19 protein-coding genes and 2 pseudogenes are annotated in these 15,502 nt (G+C 69.4%); 16 read left to right on the top strand and 5 right to left on the bottom strand.

The window, feature by feature from the left end:
• From A33M_RS24100 to A33M_RS16110, 15 genes are all read left to right on the top strand, one after another.
• Positions 1-265: hypothetical protein (locus A33M_RS24100; RefSeq protein WP_157223514.1), on the top strand; the 265-nt coding region annotated here is incomplete at its 5' end.
• Positions 266-268: 3 nt separating this feature from the next.
• Positions 269-1,660, top strand: coding sequence for a nitrogenase iron-molybdenum cofactor biosynthesis protein NifN (gene nifN / locus A33M_RS16175; RefSeq protein WP_008389210.1), 1,392 nt, complete (start codon positions 269-271; stop codon positions 1,658-1,660).
• Positions 1,629-2,120, top strand: a complete 492-nt coding sequence (gene nifX / locus A33M_RS16170; RefSeq protein ID WP_040621062.1) for a nitrogen fixation protein NifX — start codon at positions 1,629-1,631, stop codon at positions 2,118-2,120. The genes nifN and nifX overlap by 32 nt, the downstream gene beginning before the upstream one ends.
• Before the next feature lie 38 nt (positions 2,121-2,158).
• On the top strand, positions 2,159-2,668 hold the full coding sequence (locus tag A33M_RS16165) for a NifX-associated nitrogen fixation protein (protein ID WP_008389205.1): 510 nt from the start codon (positions 2,159-2,161) through the stop codon (positions 2,666-2,668).
• Positions 2,669-2,720: 52 nt separating this feature from the next.
• Positions 2,721-3,032, top strand: coding sequence for a ferredoxin III, nif-specific (gene fdxB, locus A33M_RS16160; protein ID WP_008389204.1), 312 nt, complete (start codon positions 2,721-2,723; stop codon positions 3,030-3,032).
• A gap of 68 nt (positions 3,033-3,100) precedes the next feature.
• Complete coding sequence (locus tag A33M_RS16155; protein ID WP_008389202.1) at positions 3,101-3,799, top strand: nitrogen fixation protein NifQ; 699 nt, start codon at positions 3,101-3,103, stop codon at positions 3,797-3,799.
• A gap of 396 nt (positions 3,800-4,195) precedes the next feature.
• Positions 4,196-4,516: a HesB/IscA family protein gene (locus tag A33M_RS16150; RefSeq protein WP_008389200.1), complete on the top strand. Its 321-nt coding sequence runs from the start codon at positions 4,196-4,198 to the stop codon at positions 4,514-4,516.
• A 27-nt stretch (positions 4,517-4,543) separates the two neighbouring features.
• The gene (locus tag A33M_RS16145) at positions 4,544-4,852 is read left to right on the top strand and encodes a NifU family protein (protein WP_008389198.1); all 309 of its coding nucleotides are present in this window, start codon (positions 4,544-4,546) and stop codon (positions 4,850-4,852) included.
• Between the two features lie 8 nt (positions 4,853-4,860).
• The gene (gene nifS, locus A33M_RS16140) at positions 4,861-6,018 is read left to right on the top strand and encodes a cysteine desulfurase NifS (protein WP_008389197.1); all 1,158 of its coding nucleotides are present in this window, start codon (positions 4,861-4,863) and stop codon (positions 6,016-6,018) included.
• Positions 6,019-6,031: 13 nt separating this feature from the next.
• Positions 6,032-7,228, top strand: a complete 1,197-nt coding sequence (gene nifV, locus A33M_RS16135) for a homocitrate synthase (protein WP_202801919.1) — start codon at positions 6,032-6,034, stop codon at positions 7,226-7,228.
• The gene (gene nifW, locus A33M_RS16130) at positions 7,225-7,575 is read left to right on the top strand and encodes a nitrogenase stabilizing/protective protein NifW (protein ID WP_008389191.1); all 351 of its coding nucleotides are present in this window, start codon (positions 7,225-7,227) and stop codon (positions 7,573-7,575) included. The genes nifV and nifW overlap by 4 nt, the downstream gene beginning before the upstream one ends.
• A gap of 12 nt (positions 7,576-7,587) precedes the next feature.
• Positions 7,588-8,457 carry an electron transfer flavoprotein subunit beta/FixA family protein gene (locus tag A33M_RS16125; RefSeq protein WP_008389189.1) on the top strand — a complete coding sequence of 290 codons (870 nt, stop codon included), beginning with the start codon at positions 7,588-7,590 and terminating at the stop codon, positions 8,455-8,457.
• A gap of 18 nt (positions 8,458-8,475) precedes the next feature.
• Complete coding sequence (locus A33M_RS16120; RefSeq protein ID WP_008389188.1) at positions 8,476-9,582, top strand: electron transfer flavoprotein subunit alpha/FixB family protein; 1,107 nt, start codon at positions 8,476-8,478, stop codon at positions 9,580-9,582.
• Between the two features lie 11 nt (positions 9,583-9,593).
• Positions 9,594-10,898: an FAD-dependent oxidoreductase gene (locus tag A33M_RS16115; RefSeq protein WP_008389186.1), complete on the top strand. Its 1,305-nt coding sequence runs from the start codon at positions 9,594-9,596 to the stop codon at positions 10,896-10,898.
• 52 nt (positions 10,899-10,950) lie between these two features.
• A complete protein-coding gene (locus tag A33M_RS16110; RefSeq protein ID WP_008389185.1) occupies positions 10,951-11,247 on the top strand; it encodes a ferredoxin family protein in 297 nt (98 codons plus the stop codon).
• 292 nt (positions 11,248-11,539) lie between these two features.
• On the opposite strand, the gene draG is transcribed toward A33M_RS16110, so the two are convergent.
• On the bottom strand, positions 11,540-12,439 hold the full coding sequence (gene draG / locus A33M_RS16105) for an ADP-ribosyl-[dinitrogen reductase] hydrolase (protein ID WP_008389183.1): 900 nt from the start codon (positions 12,437-12,439) through the stop codon (positions 11,540-11,542).
• A gap of 13 nt (positions 12,440-12,452) precedes the next feature.
• The gene (locus A33M_RS16100; protein ID WP_040621059.1) at positions 12,453-13,274 is read right to left on the bottom strand and encodes an NAD(+)--dinitrogen-reductase ADP-D-ribosyltransferase; all 822 of its coding nucleotides are present in this window, start codon (positions 13,272-13,274) and stop codon (positions 12,453-12,455) included.
• A gap of 572 nt (positions 13,275-13,846) precedes the next feature.
• Here A33M_RS16100 and A33M_RS16095 point away from each other — a divergent pair.
• A complete protein-coding gene (locus A33M_RS16095) occupies positions 13,847-14,056 on the top strand; it encodes a cold-shock protein (RefSeq protein ID WP_008389179.1) in 210 nt (69 codons plus the stop codon).
• A gap of 429 nt (positions 14,057-14,485) precedes the next feature.
• Here A33M_RS16095 and A33M_RS16090 read toward each other — a convergent pair whose 3' ends face one another.
• From A33M_RS16090 to A33M_RS16080, 3 genes and pseudogenes are all read right to left on the bottom strand, one after another.
• Entirely contained in the window at positions 14,486-14,740 is a 255-nt protein-coding gene (locus A33M_RS16090; RefSeq protein ID WP_008389177.1) for a hypothetical protein, read from the bottom strand.
• A gap of 188 nt (positions 14,741-14,928) precedes the next feature.
• Positions 14,929-15,144: pseudogene (gene infA / locus A33M_RS16085) on the bottom strand (translation initiation factor IF-1); the annotation flags it as partial.
• A gap of 17 nt (positions 15,145-15,161) precedes the next feature.
• Positions 15,162-15,502: pseudogene (locus A33M_RS16080) on the bottom strand (hypothetical protein); the annotation flags it as partial.

The raw sequence follows: 15,502 nt of genomic DNA, 5'->3' as shown, positions 1-15,502 counted from the left end.
CCGCGCGGCGCGCGCGCGCGCGCGCCAGCCCACGCCCGAAAGGAACGCGCCCCCTCACCCGGCGCCTTCGGCGCCGACCTCTCCCCAGTGGGGAGAGGTGACGGAGAGCGGGGCTGGTCCGATCGGGCAGCCGGACGACTCGTTTGCCGCGCGGCATCGTAAAAAATTCGCCGAGAGCCGGGTCGACAACACCGATCCCGCCTATCTCGCGCATCACCGGAAGAAATTCGCCGGGCGCGACGCCGACGAGATCGGGGACGACTGAGCCATGGCGAGGATCACCACCACCCAGAAGGCCGCGGCGATCAATCCGCTGAAGTCGTCGCAGCCGCTCGGCGCCGCCTTCGCCTTTCTCGGCGTCGACGCGTCGATGCCGCTGTTCCACGGCAGCCAGGGCTGCACCTCGTTCGCGCTGGTGCTGTTCGTGCGCCACTTCAAGGAGACGGTCGCGCTGCAGACCACCGCGATGGACGAGGTCGCGACCATTTTGGGCGGCGCCGACCATCTCGAGGAGGCGATCGTCAATCTGAAGCACCGCACCGATCCGAAGCTGATCGGGGTGTGCACCACCGCGCTGGTGGAGACCCGCGGTGAGGACTTCGTCGGCGACATCAACGCGATCAAGGCGCGCCGCGGCGAGGAGCTGGCCGGCACCGAGATCGTGCTGGTGCACACGCCGGACTTCGAGGGCGCGATCGAGGAGGGGTGGTCGAAGGCGGTGACCGCGCTGGTCGACGGCATCGTGCCGGCTGCCGCAGCGCCTCGCGCCACCGCACCGGGGCGCATCAACATCCTGCCCGGCTGGCACCATACGGTGGGCGACCTCGAGCTGATCCGCGAGACGGTGGAGGCGTTCGGGCTCGAGCCGGTGATCGTGCCGGACATCTCCACCTCGCTCGACGGCACGGTGCCGGACCGCTGGATCCCGACGAGCTACGGCGGCGTCTCGGTCGAGGCGATCCGCGGCATGGGCGCGGCGGTCCACACCATCGCGCTCGCCGAGCACGTGCGGCGGCCGGCCGAAAAGCTCGCCGAGAAAGCGGGCGTGCCGTTCACGCTGTTCGAGACGCTCGGCTCGCTCGAGGCGGCCGACCGCTTCGTCGCGCTGCTCGCGGAGATGTCCGGCAAGCCGGTGCCGGCGCGGCTGCGGCGCGAGCGCAGCCGGCTGACCGATGCGATGCTCGACGGCCATTTCCATTTCGGCGGCAAGCGCGTCGCCATCGCCGCCGAGCCGGACCATCTGCACCAGCTCGCGACCTTCTTCACCGGGCTCGGCGCGGAGGTGGTGACGGCGGTCACCACCTCCGGCCATTCGCCGATCCTCGAAAAGGTGCCGGCCGCGGACGTCACGGTCGGCGATCTCGACGACTTCGAGCTGCGCGCGGCGGAAGCCGCGTGCGACCTCCTGGTCACCCACAGCCACGGTCGGCAGGCCTCCGAGCGGCTCGGCGTGCCGCTGATGCGGGTCGGCTTTCCGGTGTTCGACCGGCTCGGCAGCCAGTACCGCCGCTCCGTCCTCTATCAAGGCGTTCGCGACCAGATCTTCGAGGCCGCGAATATTTTCCAGGCCCACCCGCACGTTCACACCCCGGAGTCGCTCGATCCGTTCCGGGATCGTGGAGAGAGCCATGACGGCCATTCGCAGACTGCGCATCATTGAGCAGGAGGAGGCCGTGTCGGCCACCACCACCACTGCCGCCGTCCGGGTCGCGATCGCGACCCAGGACCGCAAGGGGCTGAACGCCCATTTCGGCTCCGCCCGCTGCTTCGACGTCTACGACGTCACCGCCGACGGCTGGACCCATGTCGAGACCATCACCTTCGACACGGTGTCTGACGAGCAGGGCAAGCATCAGGCCGAAGGCGAGGACCGCATCACGCCGAAGGTCGACGCGCTGAAGGGCTGCCATCTGCTCTATTGCGTGGCGATCGGCGGGCCATCGGCCGCCAAGGTGGTCGCCGCGAAAATTCACCCGATCAAGATGCCGCAGCAGTCGGTCGAGTCGGCGCTCGAGCGCACCCGCGCGATGCTCGCCGGCTCGCCGCCGCCGTGGCTGCGCAAGGTTTTGGCCGGCGCCGGCCTGCCGGTCGACAAGCCGTCCTTCGTCGACGACGAGTGATCGCCCTTCCGATTTGCCGATCTTCCGGAGTTCCCCCGATGCCCGAGACTGCTCCCGACACCGCTCCCGCAACCGCGGCCGACGCCCGTGATCCGGCGATCGCCGATCTCGAGGCGTTGGCGACGCCGTTCCTGCAGTCGCTGGTCCGGCTGATCCGCGCGCAGGACAGCTACGGCGCCTGGGAGACCAAGACCGACGCGCAGCTCCTCGCCGACTATGTCGTCACCAAGGAGCGGCGCCGGGCGATGCCGATCATCGGCGATCCCGATCCCGACATTCTGTGGCGGGTCGAGCAGTATTACGGCGCGATCGGCCTCGCCATCGAGCAGCACACCGGGCTGGTGGCGAGCCCGATGATGAAGATGCACCACGAGGGGTTCGGCCGGATGATCCTCACCACCGGGCGGCTCGTCGTGCTCACCAAGCACCTGCGCGACGTGCACCGCTTCGGCTTCGACAGCCTGGCGGCGCTCGCGGCGGAGGGCACCAAGCAGGTCGCGGCGTGCGTCGCGACCATCGAGAAATATCCGGAGGTGGCGCGCGCCTGAGCGCCGCCTCGTCCCTTGTCAGAGGCCGCGCACGGCCGAGGAGGACCTTCCGATGTTCATCACCCGTGACGGCAGCGCGTGGGAGCCCGAATACCTCACCGCGATCGACGGCAACAAGTGCATCGGCTGCGGCCGCTGCTTCAAGGTCTGCTCGCGCGACGTGATGAAGCTGATGGGCGTCAACGACGACGACGAGCTGGTCGCCTGCTCGGTCGACGGCGACGACGACGACGACGAGGAGTTCGTCCGCAAGGTGATGGTGGTGGACCAGGAGGGCAACTGCATCGGCTGCGGGGCGTGCGCGCGGGTGTGCGCCAAGAGCGCCCAGACCCACGTCAAGGCGAGCGTGCTCGCCGCCGCCTGATCGACCGCCGCTCGCGCCGAGGCTCGCCGGCCCGCAGGAGGCCGGCGCCGAACAGGGAGGACGTCGCCGTGCTCGTCTCCGCTTTCGCGCCGTGCCCGCCCGTGCAGAGCCGTCGCGGCCATGCCGCGGCGATCTATCGCGGGCTCACCGGTCGATGGCCGGAGGAGGCGACGATCGACGACGAGCGCGACTTCGACACCCACGTGCTCGCCTCGCTGATCGCCGTCGCGGCGAGCGAGGAGGGGCCGCTGCATCGCGCGCTCGGCCTCGCACCGGAGGAGCTGTCGGCGCTGGTCGAGCGCCGCTTTCCCGGCGCCGACGGGTTGCTCGCCGACGCGTCTGCGGACGACGCGGACTCGTCCGACCCCGACCCCGACCCCGACCTCGACGAGGAGGCGGCGATGGTGCGCGACCTGCTGCTCGCCTTGCGCACCCGCGACAGCGAGGAGAGTGTCTGGCTCGCCGCCATGGTGGCGCGCCGCGCGCTCGCGCCGAACCATCTGTGGGAAGACCTCGGTCTGCGGAACCGCGGCGAGCTCACGCGGCTCCTGATGCGGCATTTCGCCCCGCTCGCCGTGAAGAACGTGCGCAACATGAAGTGGAAGCGCTTCTTCTACCGCACGATGTGCGAGAGCGACGGCTTCGTGACGTGCTCGACGCCGGTCTGCTCGGCCTGCGGCGACTTCGAGAGCTGCTTCGGCGAGGAGACCGGCGAGAGCCGGCTCGCCCGCGCCCGCCTGCGCAGCGAGGTCGGAGCGGTTTCTTAGCCGAAAGTCGGGTTTGCGCCTCGCGCATCCCGCGGTACGTCTGTTCTCGCGCGTCTCCACGGCCGTGGGGACGCGATTCATTTCGCCACATCGAATTCTGCCCGCCCGGGCGGAGCGTGCGCCGCGGCCCCCGCCGCGACCGTGACGTCGTGCGGCCTTTCGGCCGTCTCCGCCTGCGCGTGCCAAGGCGCCCTCCGGCGCTCGCGAGGCTGCCATGCCGTTGCAGCAAAGCCGACAGGCGACGACAGGGAGGGCGTGTCGCCTTTGCGACGAGCCGTCCGGCGGAACCCGGAACGTTCGCGGAAACGCCTGTGCCGCAGGCACTTCTCGTCGTCGTGATCAGATGGCACGCGAGTTGCTCATCGGTTCGGACGTGAACGCGATGGAGTGTCTGCGATGATCACGTTGTCGACCGAGGCCGCCGAAGCCGTCCGCACCGCGATGACCCGCGCCGGCAAGCCCGAGGCGGGTTTGCGGGTGATGATCGAGGTCGGTGGCTGCGCCGGCAACAAGTACATGATCGGCCTCGACACCGAGCCGAAGCCCGACGACGCCGTGGTGGTGTCCGAGGGCGTGAAGCTCTTTGTCGATCCGCAGTCGCAGCCGCTCCTCGCGGGGCTCACCATCGGTTTCGTCGAGACGCTCGCCGGCAAGGGGTTCACCTTCGACAACCCCAACGCCACCGCGAGCTGCTCGTGCGGCAAATCGTTCGGTTGACCGAGTTCGAACCCCCGGAGAGACACGATGCTCGATACTGCGACCACGATCGACACCGCCGCCATGCCGGCCGCCCTGTCTCCGGCCCCCCTGTCACCGGCCGACGCCGAGGCCTTGCGCGCCAACCTGATCGCCGACGCGATCGCCGAGCTGCGGCCGAACCTGAAGGCGCACGGCGGCGACTGCGAGCTGGTGCGGGTGGAGGGCAACACCGCCTTCGTGCGGCTCGCCGGCGCCTGCGTCGGCTGCGCGCTCGCCTCCGTCACCATCTCCGGCGTCCAGGAGCGGCTGATCCGCAAGCTCGGCTTCCCGGTCCGGGTCGTTCCGGCGCACTGAGGCTCGTCATGACCACCCCCGTATATCTCGACAACAACGCCACCACGCGGGTCGACCCCCGCGTGGTCGAGGCGATGCTGCCGTGCTTTTCGGAGGTGTTCGGCAATCCGTCGTCGCCGCATGCGGCGGGTGCCGCGGCGAAGCGGCTGGTCGGCCGCGCCCGCCGCCAGGTGCAGGCGCTGATCGGCGCGGCGGATTCCTCCGAGATCGTCTTCACCTCCGGCGGCACCGAAAGCGACGATCTGGCGATCCGCGGCGCGCTCGCGGCTCGCCCGGAGCAGCGCGAGATCGTGATCAGCGCGGTCGAGCACGCCGCGGTCGGCAAGCGTGCCGCAGCGCTCGCCGGCGAAGGGTATTCGGTGCACGTGATTCCGGTCGACCGCCGCGGCCGGCTCGACATCGCGGCCTACGAGCGGGCGCTGTCGGAGCGCGTCGCGCTGGTCTCGATCATGTGGGCGAACAACGAGACCGGCACCGTCTTTCCGGTCGCCGAGCTCGCCGCGCGGGCGAAGGCGGTCGGCGCGCTGTTCCACACCGATGCGGTGCAGGCGGTCGGTCGGCTGCCGATCGCGCTCGCCGCGACCCGCATCGACCTTCTCTCGCTCTCCGGCCACAAGCTGCACGCCCCGAAGGGGATCGGCGCTCTGTATGTCAGGCGCGGCACCGCCTTGCATGCACAGATGGTCGGCGGGTCGCAGGAGCGCGGCCGCCGGGCCGGCACCGAGAACGTGCCCGGCATCGTCGGCCTCGGCACCGCCTGCGCGCTCGCCGCCCACGGCCTCGCCGACGATGCCGCGCGCATCCGGGCGCTGCGCGACCATCTCGAGATCGGCGTGTGCAAGCGAATTCCCGACGTGCTGGTGCTCGGCGATCCCGAGGCCCGCGTCGCCGGCACCGCCGCGCTCGCCTTCTCCGGCATCGAGGGCGAGGCGGTGGTGAAATTTCTCGATCGCGAGGGCATCGCGGTCGGCACCGGCTCGGCCTGCGGGTCGGGCGCGGTCGAGCCCTCGCACGTCGCCCGGGCGATGGGCTTGCCGGAAAAATATCTGCGGGGCGTCGTGCGCTTCTCGCTGTCGCGCGACACCACCGAGGCCGAGATCGATCGCACGCTCGATGTTCTGCCGGGTGTGATCGGGCGGTTGCGCGGCAGCGCGCTCGCGGCGTGAGGGAATGACGGAAATGATCAGGTCGTCGATTGCGGTGTCGCACGAGATTGCGTCGGGGCGTCCGGTGGTGCTCAACGACACCACGCTGCGCGACGGCGAGCAGGCGCCGGGCGTCGCCTTCACCGCCGAGGAGAAGGTCGCGATCGCCCGCGCGCTCGCAGAGGCCGGTGTCACCGAGATCGAGGCCGGCACGCCGGCGATGGGCGAGCACGAGATCGCCGCGATCCGCGCGATCGTCGAGGCGAAGCTGCCGCTCACCGCGATCGCCTGGTGCCGGATGCGGCGCGAGGACGTCGACGCGGCGCGCGCCGCCGGCGTCTCGATGGTCAACGTGTCGCTGCCGGTGTCGGACGTGCAGATTGCCGCCAAGGTGAAGGGCGGCCGCGAGGGCGCGCTGGCGATGCTCGCCGACGTGGTCGGCTATGCCCGCGAAAAGGGCCTCGAGGTCGCGGTCGGCGGCGAGGATTCCTCCCGCGCGGACGTCTCCTTCCTGATCGAGGTGATCGCCGCGGCGAAGGCCGCCGGCGCCCGGCGCTTCCGCATCGCCGACACGCTCGCCGTGCTCGACCCGTTCGCGACCTACACGCTGGTCGCGCAGCTTCGCGCTGCGACCGATCTCGAGCTCGAGATTCACGCGCACGACGATCTCGGCCTCGCCACCGCCAACACGCTCGCCGCGGTGCGGGCCGGCGCGACGCACGCCTCGGTCACCGTGATCGGGCTCGGCGAGCGGGCCGGCAATGCGCCGCTCGAGGAGGTCGCGGTGGCGCTGGCGCAGCTGCACGGCCGCGACACCGGCGTCGCCTTCGATCGCCTCGGCACCGTCGCCGCGGTGGTCGCCGCCGCCGCCGCCCGGCCGATCCCGGTCGACAAGGCGATCGTCGGCGCAAATGTCTTCACCCACGAGTCCGGCATTCACGTCGACGGCCTCCTGAAGGATCGCCGCACCTATCAGGCGCTCGACCCCGGTCTGCTCGGGCGCGCGCATCATTTCGCCATCGGCAAGCATTCCGGCCTCGCGGCGATCGCGATGTCGCTGTCGGCGCTGCATCTGGTGGCCGACGAGACCGAGCTGAGAAAGATTCTCGCCCGGGTGCGCGACCGCGCGGTCGCCACCAAGAGCACCATCACCGACGACGCGTTGCGGGCGATCTGGAGCGAGATTCACCTGCCCGCCACCGTTCCCGGCCTCGAGGAGGACGCCCGATGACTGCCTGCCACGGCCACGCCGCGCCCGGACCGGACGCGATGGCCCGCCTGCACGCCGCAGGCTCGGCCGAGGAATTCTTCGACATTCTGCGCGTTCCGTACGACCCCGCCGTGGTGCAGGTCGCGCGGCTGCACATCCTGAAACGCATGGGCGAGTACCTCGCCGGCGAGGACATCGAGGGGGTGCCGGACACGGTCGCCGCCGCCCGCTGCCGAAGCGTGCTCGAGCGCGCCTACGAGGAGTTCGTGAGTTCGTCGCCGCTGGAGCAGCGGGTGTTCAAGGTGCTGAAGCAGGCGGTCGAGCCGAAGCAGCCGAAGAATTTCGTTCCGTTCGATTCCCTCAAGTGACCGGGTAGTTCGATGCACATCGTCGTTTGCATAAAGCAGGTTCCGGACTCGGCGCAGATCCGCGTCCATCCGGTCACCAACACCATCATGCGCCAAGGCGTGCCGACCATCATCAACCCCTACGATCTGTTCGCGATCGAGGAGGCGCTGCGGCTGCGCGACAAGCACGGCGGCCTGGTGACGATCCTCACCATGGGCCCGCCGATGGCGGAAGAGTCTTTGCGCAAGGCGCTCACCTTCGGCGCCGACCGCGCGGTGCTCCTGACCGACCGGTTCTTCGCCGGCTCCGACACGCTCGCCACCTCGTTCGCGCTCGCCACCGCGGTGAAGAAGATCGGCGAGGTGTTCGAGCCGGTCGACATCGTCTTCACCGGCAAGCAGACGATCGACGGCGACACCGCCCAGGTCGGCCCCGGCATCGCCAAGCGGCTGCGGCTCGAGCAGCTCACTTACGTCGCCGGCGTCACCGGGCTCGATCTCGCCGGCCGCACCATCGAGGTGGAGCGGCGCGCCGAGGGCGGCGTGCAGGCGCTGAAGACCTCGCTGCCGTGCCTGATCACGATGCTCGAGGGCACCAACGAGATCCGCCGCGGCTCGATGCCCGACGCGCTGCGCGCCGCACGGGCCGAGATCGTCACCTGGAGCGCCAAGGACGCCGGCATCGAGGACGTCACGCGCTGCGGCTTGCGCGGCTCGCCGACCGTGGTGAAGCGCGTGTTCGCGCCGACCCCGCGCTCGGAGAAGGCCAAGTTCGTCGAGGTGCCGAAGGACGCCGCCAAGCCCGGCGACAAGGGCGCGCTCGCCGAGGCGCTGGTCGAGTCGATCTTCGCGCACCATCCGTCGCTCGAGGCGGACATCACCACGCTCGCCCGCGGCTACTGAGGGACCGGAGACACGATCATGGCCGAGACTGCAAAGCCCGCTCCCGCCGCCGGTGGTCGCGCTGCGACCAAGAAGGAGCTGCCGGAGCGCTTCAAGAACCACAAGCACGTGTGGGTGTTCATCGAGCAGGAGCGCGGGCACGTCCACCCGGTCTCCTGGGAGCTGATGGGCGCCGGCCGCATCCTCGCCGACAAGCTGAAGGTCGAGCTCGCCGGCGTGCTGCTCGGCGCGCCGGGCGAGGACACGATGGCGGCCGCACAGGAGGCCGCCTGCTACGGCGCCGACCTCGTCTACACGGTGTCGAACCCGATCCTCGCCGACTATCGCAACGAGCCCTACACCAAGGCGCTGACCGATCTCGTCGAGACCTTCAAGCCGGAGGTGCTGCTGCTCGGCGCGACCACGCTCGGCCGCGACCTTGCCGGCTCGGTGGCGACCACGCTCGCGACCGGCCTCACCGCCGACTGCACTGGCCTCGAGATCGACGCCGACGGCTCGCTCGCCGCGACCCGCCCGACCTTTGGCGGCTCGCTCCTGTGCACCATCTATACCTTGAATTTCAGGCCGCAGATGGCGACCGTCCGCCCGCGCGTGATGCCGATGCCGGCCCGCGTCGAGCGCCCGCTCGGCCGCCTGGTCGAGCATCCGCTCGCGATGGTGGAGGAGGACGTCGTCACGAAAGTCCTGAAGTTCATTCCGGATCGCGACCAGAACAAGTCGAACCTCGCTTATGCCGACGTGGTGGTGGCGGGCGGCCTCGGGCTCGGCTCGCCGGAGAATTTCCAGCTCGTCACCCAGCTCGCCTCGGTGCTCGGTGCCGAATACGGCTGCTCGCGGCCGCTGGTGCAGAAGGGCTGGCAGCCGGCCGACCGCCAGATCGGCCAGACCGGAAAGACCATCCGGCCGAAGCTCTACATCGCCGCCGGCATCTCCGGCGCGATCCAGCATCGGGTCGGCGTCGAGGGCGCCGACCTGATCGTCGCCATCAACACGGACAAGAACGCTCCGATCTTCGATTTCGCCCATATCGGCGTGGTCGCCGACGCGCTGCATCTGCTGCCGCCGCTGACCGAGGCGTTCCGTCGGCGGATCTCGGCGCACATCCGCGACCGGATCGCGAGCTGAGGGAGGAAGAAATGACGGAGAAGTTCGACGCGATCGTCGTCGGGGCCGGCATGGCCGGCAACGCGGCGACCTACACCATGGCCAAGCGTGGCCTCAAGGTGCTGCAGCTCGAGCGCGGCGAGTATCCCGGCTCGAAGAACGTGCAGGGCGCCATTCTGTACGCCGCGCAGGTGGAGAAGCTGATCCCCAATTTCCGCGAGGACGCGCCGCTCGAGCGTCATCTGATCGAGCAGCGGTTCTGGATGATGAACGAGAACTCGCACACCGGGCTGCACTATCGCTCGGACGAGTTCAACGAGGAGAAGCCGAACCGCTACACCATCGTCCGCTCGCAGTTCGACCGCTGGTTCTCCAAGGAGATCCAGGCGGCCGGCGCGCTGGTGCTCACCGAGACGACCGTCACCGAGCTGATCAAGGATCAGAAGGGGCGGGTGATCGGCGTGCGCACCGATCGCGCCGACGGCGAGGTGTTGGCCGACGTGGTGGTGCTGGCCGAGGGCGTCAACGGTCTGCTCGGCACCCGCGCGGGTTTGCGCGAGCGGCCGAAGCGCGAGAACGTCGCGCTCGCCGTCAAGGAGATGCACTTCCTGCCGCGCGAAACCATCGAGGCGCGCTTCAACCTGAAGGGCGACGAGGGCGCCGTGATCGAGGCGGCCGGCACCATCTCCCGCGGCATGGCCGGGATGGGCTTCATCTACACCAATCGCGAGAGCATCTCGATCGGTCTCGGCTGCCTGGTGTCGGACTTCGCCCGGGTGCAGATCGCGCCCTACGAGCTGCTCGAGGGCTTCAAGAAGCATCCCTCCGTCGCGCCGCTGCTGGAAGGCTCCGAGGTGAAGGAATATGCCGGCCATCTGATCCCGGAGGGCGGCTATCGCGCGGTGCCGCAGCTGTGCGGCGACGGCTGGGTGGTGGCGGGCGATGCCGCGCAGCTCAACAACGCGGTGCATCGTGAAGGCTCGAACCTCGCGCTCGCTTCCGGCCAGATGGCGGGCGAGACGATCGCCGAGCTGAAGGCGAACGGCGTCGCGCCGACCGCGCGCAACCTCGGGCTCTACAAGACCCGCCTGATGGAGTCCTTCGTGATGAAGGACCTCAAGAAGTACAAGGACGTTCCGGGCCTCCTGCATCACAACACGCAGAACTTCTTCCTCACCTATCCGCAGCTCGTCGCCAAGGCGATGGAGAACTTCGTGCGCGTCGACGGCACGCCGAAGCTCGAGAAGGAGAAGCGGACCTGGAAGGACGTGGTCTCCGCCCGCTCGCTCGGCGGCATCGTCGGCGACGCGGTGAAGATGGCGCGGGCTTGGCGATGACCGGATCGGCGACGACCGCGTTCCACGACACCAGCAAGACCGGAGGCCAGCGATGACGACCGAACCCGAGGTGAGGGTCGAGGACAAGCTCTATCAGAACCGCTACCGGGTCGATTCCGGCCGGTCGCACATCGTGGTGAAGCCGCACGACACGCCCTCGCCGGAGCTTCTCGCGCTGGTGAAGGTGTGCCCGGCGCACTGCTACACGCTCAACGACCAGGGCCGGGTCGAGGTGGCGCACGACGGCTGCATGGAGTGCGGCACCTGCCGGGTGCTCGCCGAGGGCACCGGCGATCTCACCTGGACCTATCCGCGCGGCGGCTACGGCGTGCTGTTCAAGTTCGGCTGAGGAGGCTCGCCTCGGGAGGCTCGCCTCCACCGAATTTTCGTTCGAAGGGTGGGCAATGGCGTGGTCGCCGTGCCCGCCCTTTCTTTTTTCTCGCGGCGTCGCGATGCGGCTGTCGGCGCGCGCACGGACGAGTCCGCGCACGAGTGCGCGCACGCTTCGCTTTGCGCGCCCTACGAACGACGAACGACGAGCGAGGCGAAAACCTCTCCCCGCTCGCGGGGAGAGGTCGTCGTGCGAGCGCAGGCGAGGACGGCGGGTGAGGGGGCTCGACCGAATTCTTCCGAACCCGACCTCACACGACCGTCTCGCGCTGGCGGGCGGCCAGCGCCGAGAGCTTCGGCGCCTGGGTGCGGATTTCCGTCACCACCGCCGGGTCGAGCCGCTTCACCCAGGCGGAGGGGATCGCGGCGACACCGTGGGTGGCGCCGGCCAGCATCGCCACCAGCGCGCCGGTGGTGTCGGCATCGCCGCCCTGATTGACGGTCGCCACCAGCGCGTCGGCAAAGCTGTCGGTGGAGAAGTAGAAGTGCAGCACCGTCTGCATGGTGTCGACGATGTAGGCCGACGACTGCCCGGGATAAGGATCGAAGCGAAACGTCCGGTGCTCGGCGACGAGCGCGTCGGCGATCGCGCGCAGTGCCGCCTTGTCGGCGCCGGCGAAGATCGCGTGCAGCATCTTCACCAGCGTCAGCGAGGCGGCGTCCGACAGCGGATGGTGGTGGGTGGTGCGGCACTGCTTCAGGCACCAGTCGGCGCCGCGGTCGGGGCTGTGCAGGGTGGCGAGCGCGATCGGCAGAACCCGCATCGCCGCGCCGTTGCCGGCGTCGCCCTCGAAATAGACGCCCTCGACCGTGCCCTTGGTGATGTAGCGGCGGATGCCGCGCCGGCAGGTGTTGCCGACATCGACCGGCTTGGAGCGCAGCCAGGCGACGAGCTCCTCGCACAGGTCGACCGGATCGAGCCCGTCCTTGCGGATCAGCGAGCGGCCGAGCGCGATCGTCATCTGGGTGTCGTCGGTGACCTGGCCGGGCGCGAGCCGCAGCCAGCCGCCGCCGACCATCCGCTGGTGGACGCCGTAACGGGCGGCGATCTCGCCGCGCGTCATGAACTCCACCGTCGCGCCGAGCGCGTCGCCGACGGCGAAGCCGAGATAGGCGCCGAGCGCACGCTCGTCCGGGGTCGGCGTCCTCATGGGGCGGTGCCGGTCATAGATAGCTCGCCGTCACCCGGTAGTCGCCGCCGATCACCAGATACTCGCCCTCGAACTTCAGCGGATTGCCGGCGAGCAGCGTGTTGAAGAAGGTGATCTTCGGCAGCGGCACCTCGGTGGTCAGGATGATGTCGCCGAAACAGTCGGCGATCGTCCGGTCGGTGGTGAAGGAGGCGAGGCTGTTCATCCGCACCACCGCGGTGCGCCGGTCGATCTTCTCGACGATCTGGTGCTCGGCGAAATCGTTGACGCCGCGATAGAGCGGCACGTGGGTGGCGCCCGGCGCGACCATGGTGGCGAGCGCCCATTGGCAGAACTCGTACACGAGGTCGAGCTGGGTGTAGATCGAGTTGTTGTGAAACCGACTGGACATCTTCTCCTCGACATAGGTCGTCCAGCCGGTGCCGGTCTCGCGATCGATGATCCTCTTGTGGAAGGTCGGGAAGATGCCGAAACGGCTCTCCACCCAGCCCTTGAGCACGGCGCCCTCGGGGCTGTTGGAGTCGTAGCCCCAGCCCTTGATCAGCCGAAGGAACGACGAGCGATAGCGCTTCGGCACGCGCCCCTGGCCCTCGCGGCGCGGCTCCTGCTGCTCGGGATCGAGCCCGAACATCGCCATCATGTAGCTGGCGAAGGCGATCCCGGCGTCCGGCAGGTCCGGTGCTTGCGACAGCATCTCGAACAGGCTCCGGTTCATCTCCCGCACCCCCGAGATCCGCAGCGGGACCGGGTGGTCGTTGTAGGCGCAGCTCGCGATCAGATCGGTGGGCAGGCCCACCAGATTGGTCGAGTGTCCAACAGTGCAGCGCCCCGGCATTCGCCTTCGTCCTTGCAAGTGTCGGGCCGTGTCGGCCGTGTCGCGGTGGCCCCGGCGGGGGAAACGGGGCGGCGGCTGCTCGAGCAGCGTCGAACGGAAATGGTTTCGGGCGGCGTGAAGCGGATCGGGAGAGCGGTGGCGACACCGCCGGCGCGCGGCGATGCCGTCTCTCGCGTCATCGCAGGGCGGCGGGGTCGCTTTCGCTGATCTCGGTCAAAAACGCGGTTGCGATTCGACCGGCTGCACGGCGCGCGCGGGCGTGGCGGGGGCCGCCGCCGCGCAAAAGCGCACGCGGAGTGGCCGTGCGCGAGGCACAGTGGCGACGACCATGGATTCGCCCAAATTCTCGGCATGCTCAAAGGAGGGGCGGTCTATGAAATTTTGGTCGTTTTTGCGTCGGATCAGATTGTCTGCGTCCGGATTCTGTGACTATCAATTCCGATCGAAGTTTCGGAACGACTTGGCCATGCCGAAGGGCTCGCCCTGCGCCTGACCGACGAGATCATCTGAACTCGACCATCCGTCCGGGTCTCGCCCCGGGCACCGAACGCTCGTCTGTCGAAAGGACGCTCATGAGCACCGGCACTGTGAAGTGGTTCAACAATCAGAAGGGCTATGGCTTCATCCAGCCCGACGATGGCGGCAAGGACGTGTTCGTGCACATCAGCGCCGTCGAGCGCGCGGGCATGTCGACCCTGCGCGAGGGGCAGAAGCTCGACTACGAGCTCACCCAGGACCGTCGCACCGGCAAGAGCTCCGCCGACCGGCTGCGCGCCGTCTGAGCGGTCGTCCGGCGGCGACCGCGCCGTCCGGGAGAAGCCGCCGGCTTCTGGAACGATGACGTCTTGCCCGCGCCCGTCGCGGGCATTCGTTTTTCGGGCCGTGTTTTTTTGGCCGTGCGTTCGGGGCCGGGTTTTTCTGCGCCGCGCTGGCCGGGAGCCCGCTGGCCGGGCGCCACTGGCCGGAAGCCCGCTGGCGGCGCGCAATTCGTCGAGGCGCGCGGTCGCGATCCGGCGCCGCTCCCGCCGAAATCCTATTCCCAATTCCTCGCAGGACCGCGCCGTCGGCCGGACACGCAAACGGCCGGGGAAGCCCCGGCCGTCGTCGTCGCGTTTGGAACGTCTCGGATGGAGCGTCTCGGATGGACCGTCGCCGTCCGGGCGTCGCGCCGGACGCCCATACAGCGAGCCGGTTCAGCGAGCCGGTGCGGCTCACTGCTCCTTCTCGTCGGGCTCCGCCTTTTCCTTCTCCTTGATCCGCCACAGCTGGAAGCCGTCGGCCTCGATCGCTTTCTCGATCGTGGCGCGCGACAGCTTGTGCGGCGGGTCGCGGTCGGGCCGGACGATGCCGGTGGCGTGCCACGGCCCGAATTTCTCCGGCAGCTTGCTGCCGGCGGAATCCCCCGCGAACGCCCGCAGGTCGTGGGCCGTTTCCGATTCGAACATGAACAGTCGCATGTCTCGCATGACGCTTTGCCTTCCGCCCCCTGGGTGAGTGACCGGCCGGCGGTCCGACGGGGCTCGCGCCTCGCCGTCCGACCCTCCGCCCGGTCTCCGAGTGCGACCGGCGAGCGGCCGCGCTAACATCAGCGCCGGCGGAACTGCTGGCGCTGCGGCGGCCGGCGGGCCGGTCCACCGAAGCCGGAGCGCTCTTCCTTGTGACGGAAGATGATCCGGCCCTTTTCGAGGTCGTAAGGAGACATCTCGACGGTCACGCGGTCACCCGCGAGCGTCTTGATGCGGTTCTTCTTCATCTTGCCGGCCGTATAGGCGATGATCTCGTGACCGGTGTCGAGGGTGACACGGTAGCGGGTATCGGGAAGAATCTCGGTCACCAGACCTTCGAACTCGATCAGCTCTTCTTTCGCCATGGCTGTGCTCCGTCCAGTCAACGCTCGGGACGCTGTTCGTGATTGCTGCGCGCCGGGGCGTGGACCGACCGGCGCAGGAACGCGACGCTGTCGAGGGCCGTCTCGACCGCCGTCTCGCGGTGATGCGACGATTGCGGCAGCGGAGCGCCGACCCGCACCGGCTCGAAGCGAGCCGACTTGTGGTCCGGCGCACGGCCGCCCGTGCTGCGATCGCGCGCCTCGGGGCGCGGCTGGCGCCGCGGCTCGGCGGCGGGCTGCTGCTGGCGCGGCTGCTGCTGCGGCCGGGCCTGCGGCTGGCGGCCCTGCCGATCGGCGCGTCCGTCGGTCTGCGGCTTGTCCTGGGGCGGCTCCTGGCGCT

This window comes from Rhodovulum sp. PH10, assembly GCF_000293785.1.
In the GTDB taxonomy this organism is placed as follows: domain Bacteria; phylum Pseudomonadota; class Alphaproteobacteria; order Rhizobiales; family Xanthobacteraceae; genus Rhodoplanes.
The sequence above is the reverse complement of the archived record's forward strand: the minus strand, read 5'-3'. Positions and strand labels throughout refer to the sequence as shown.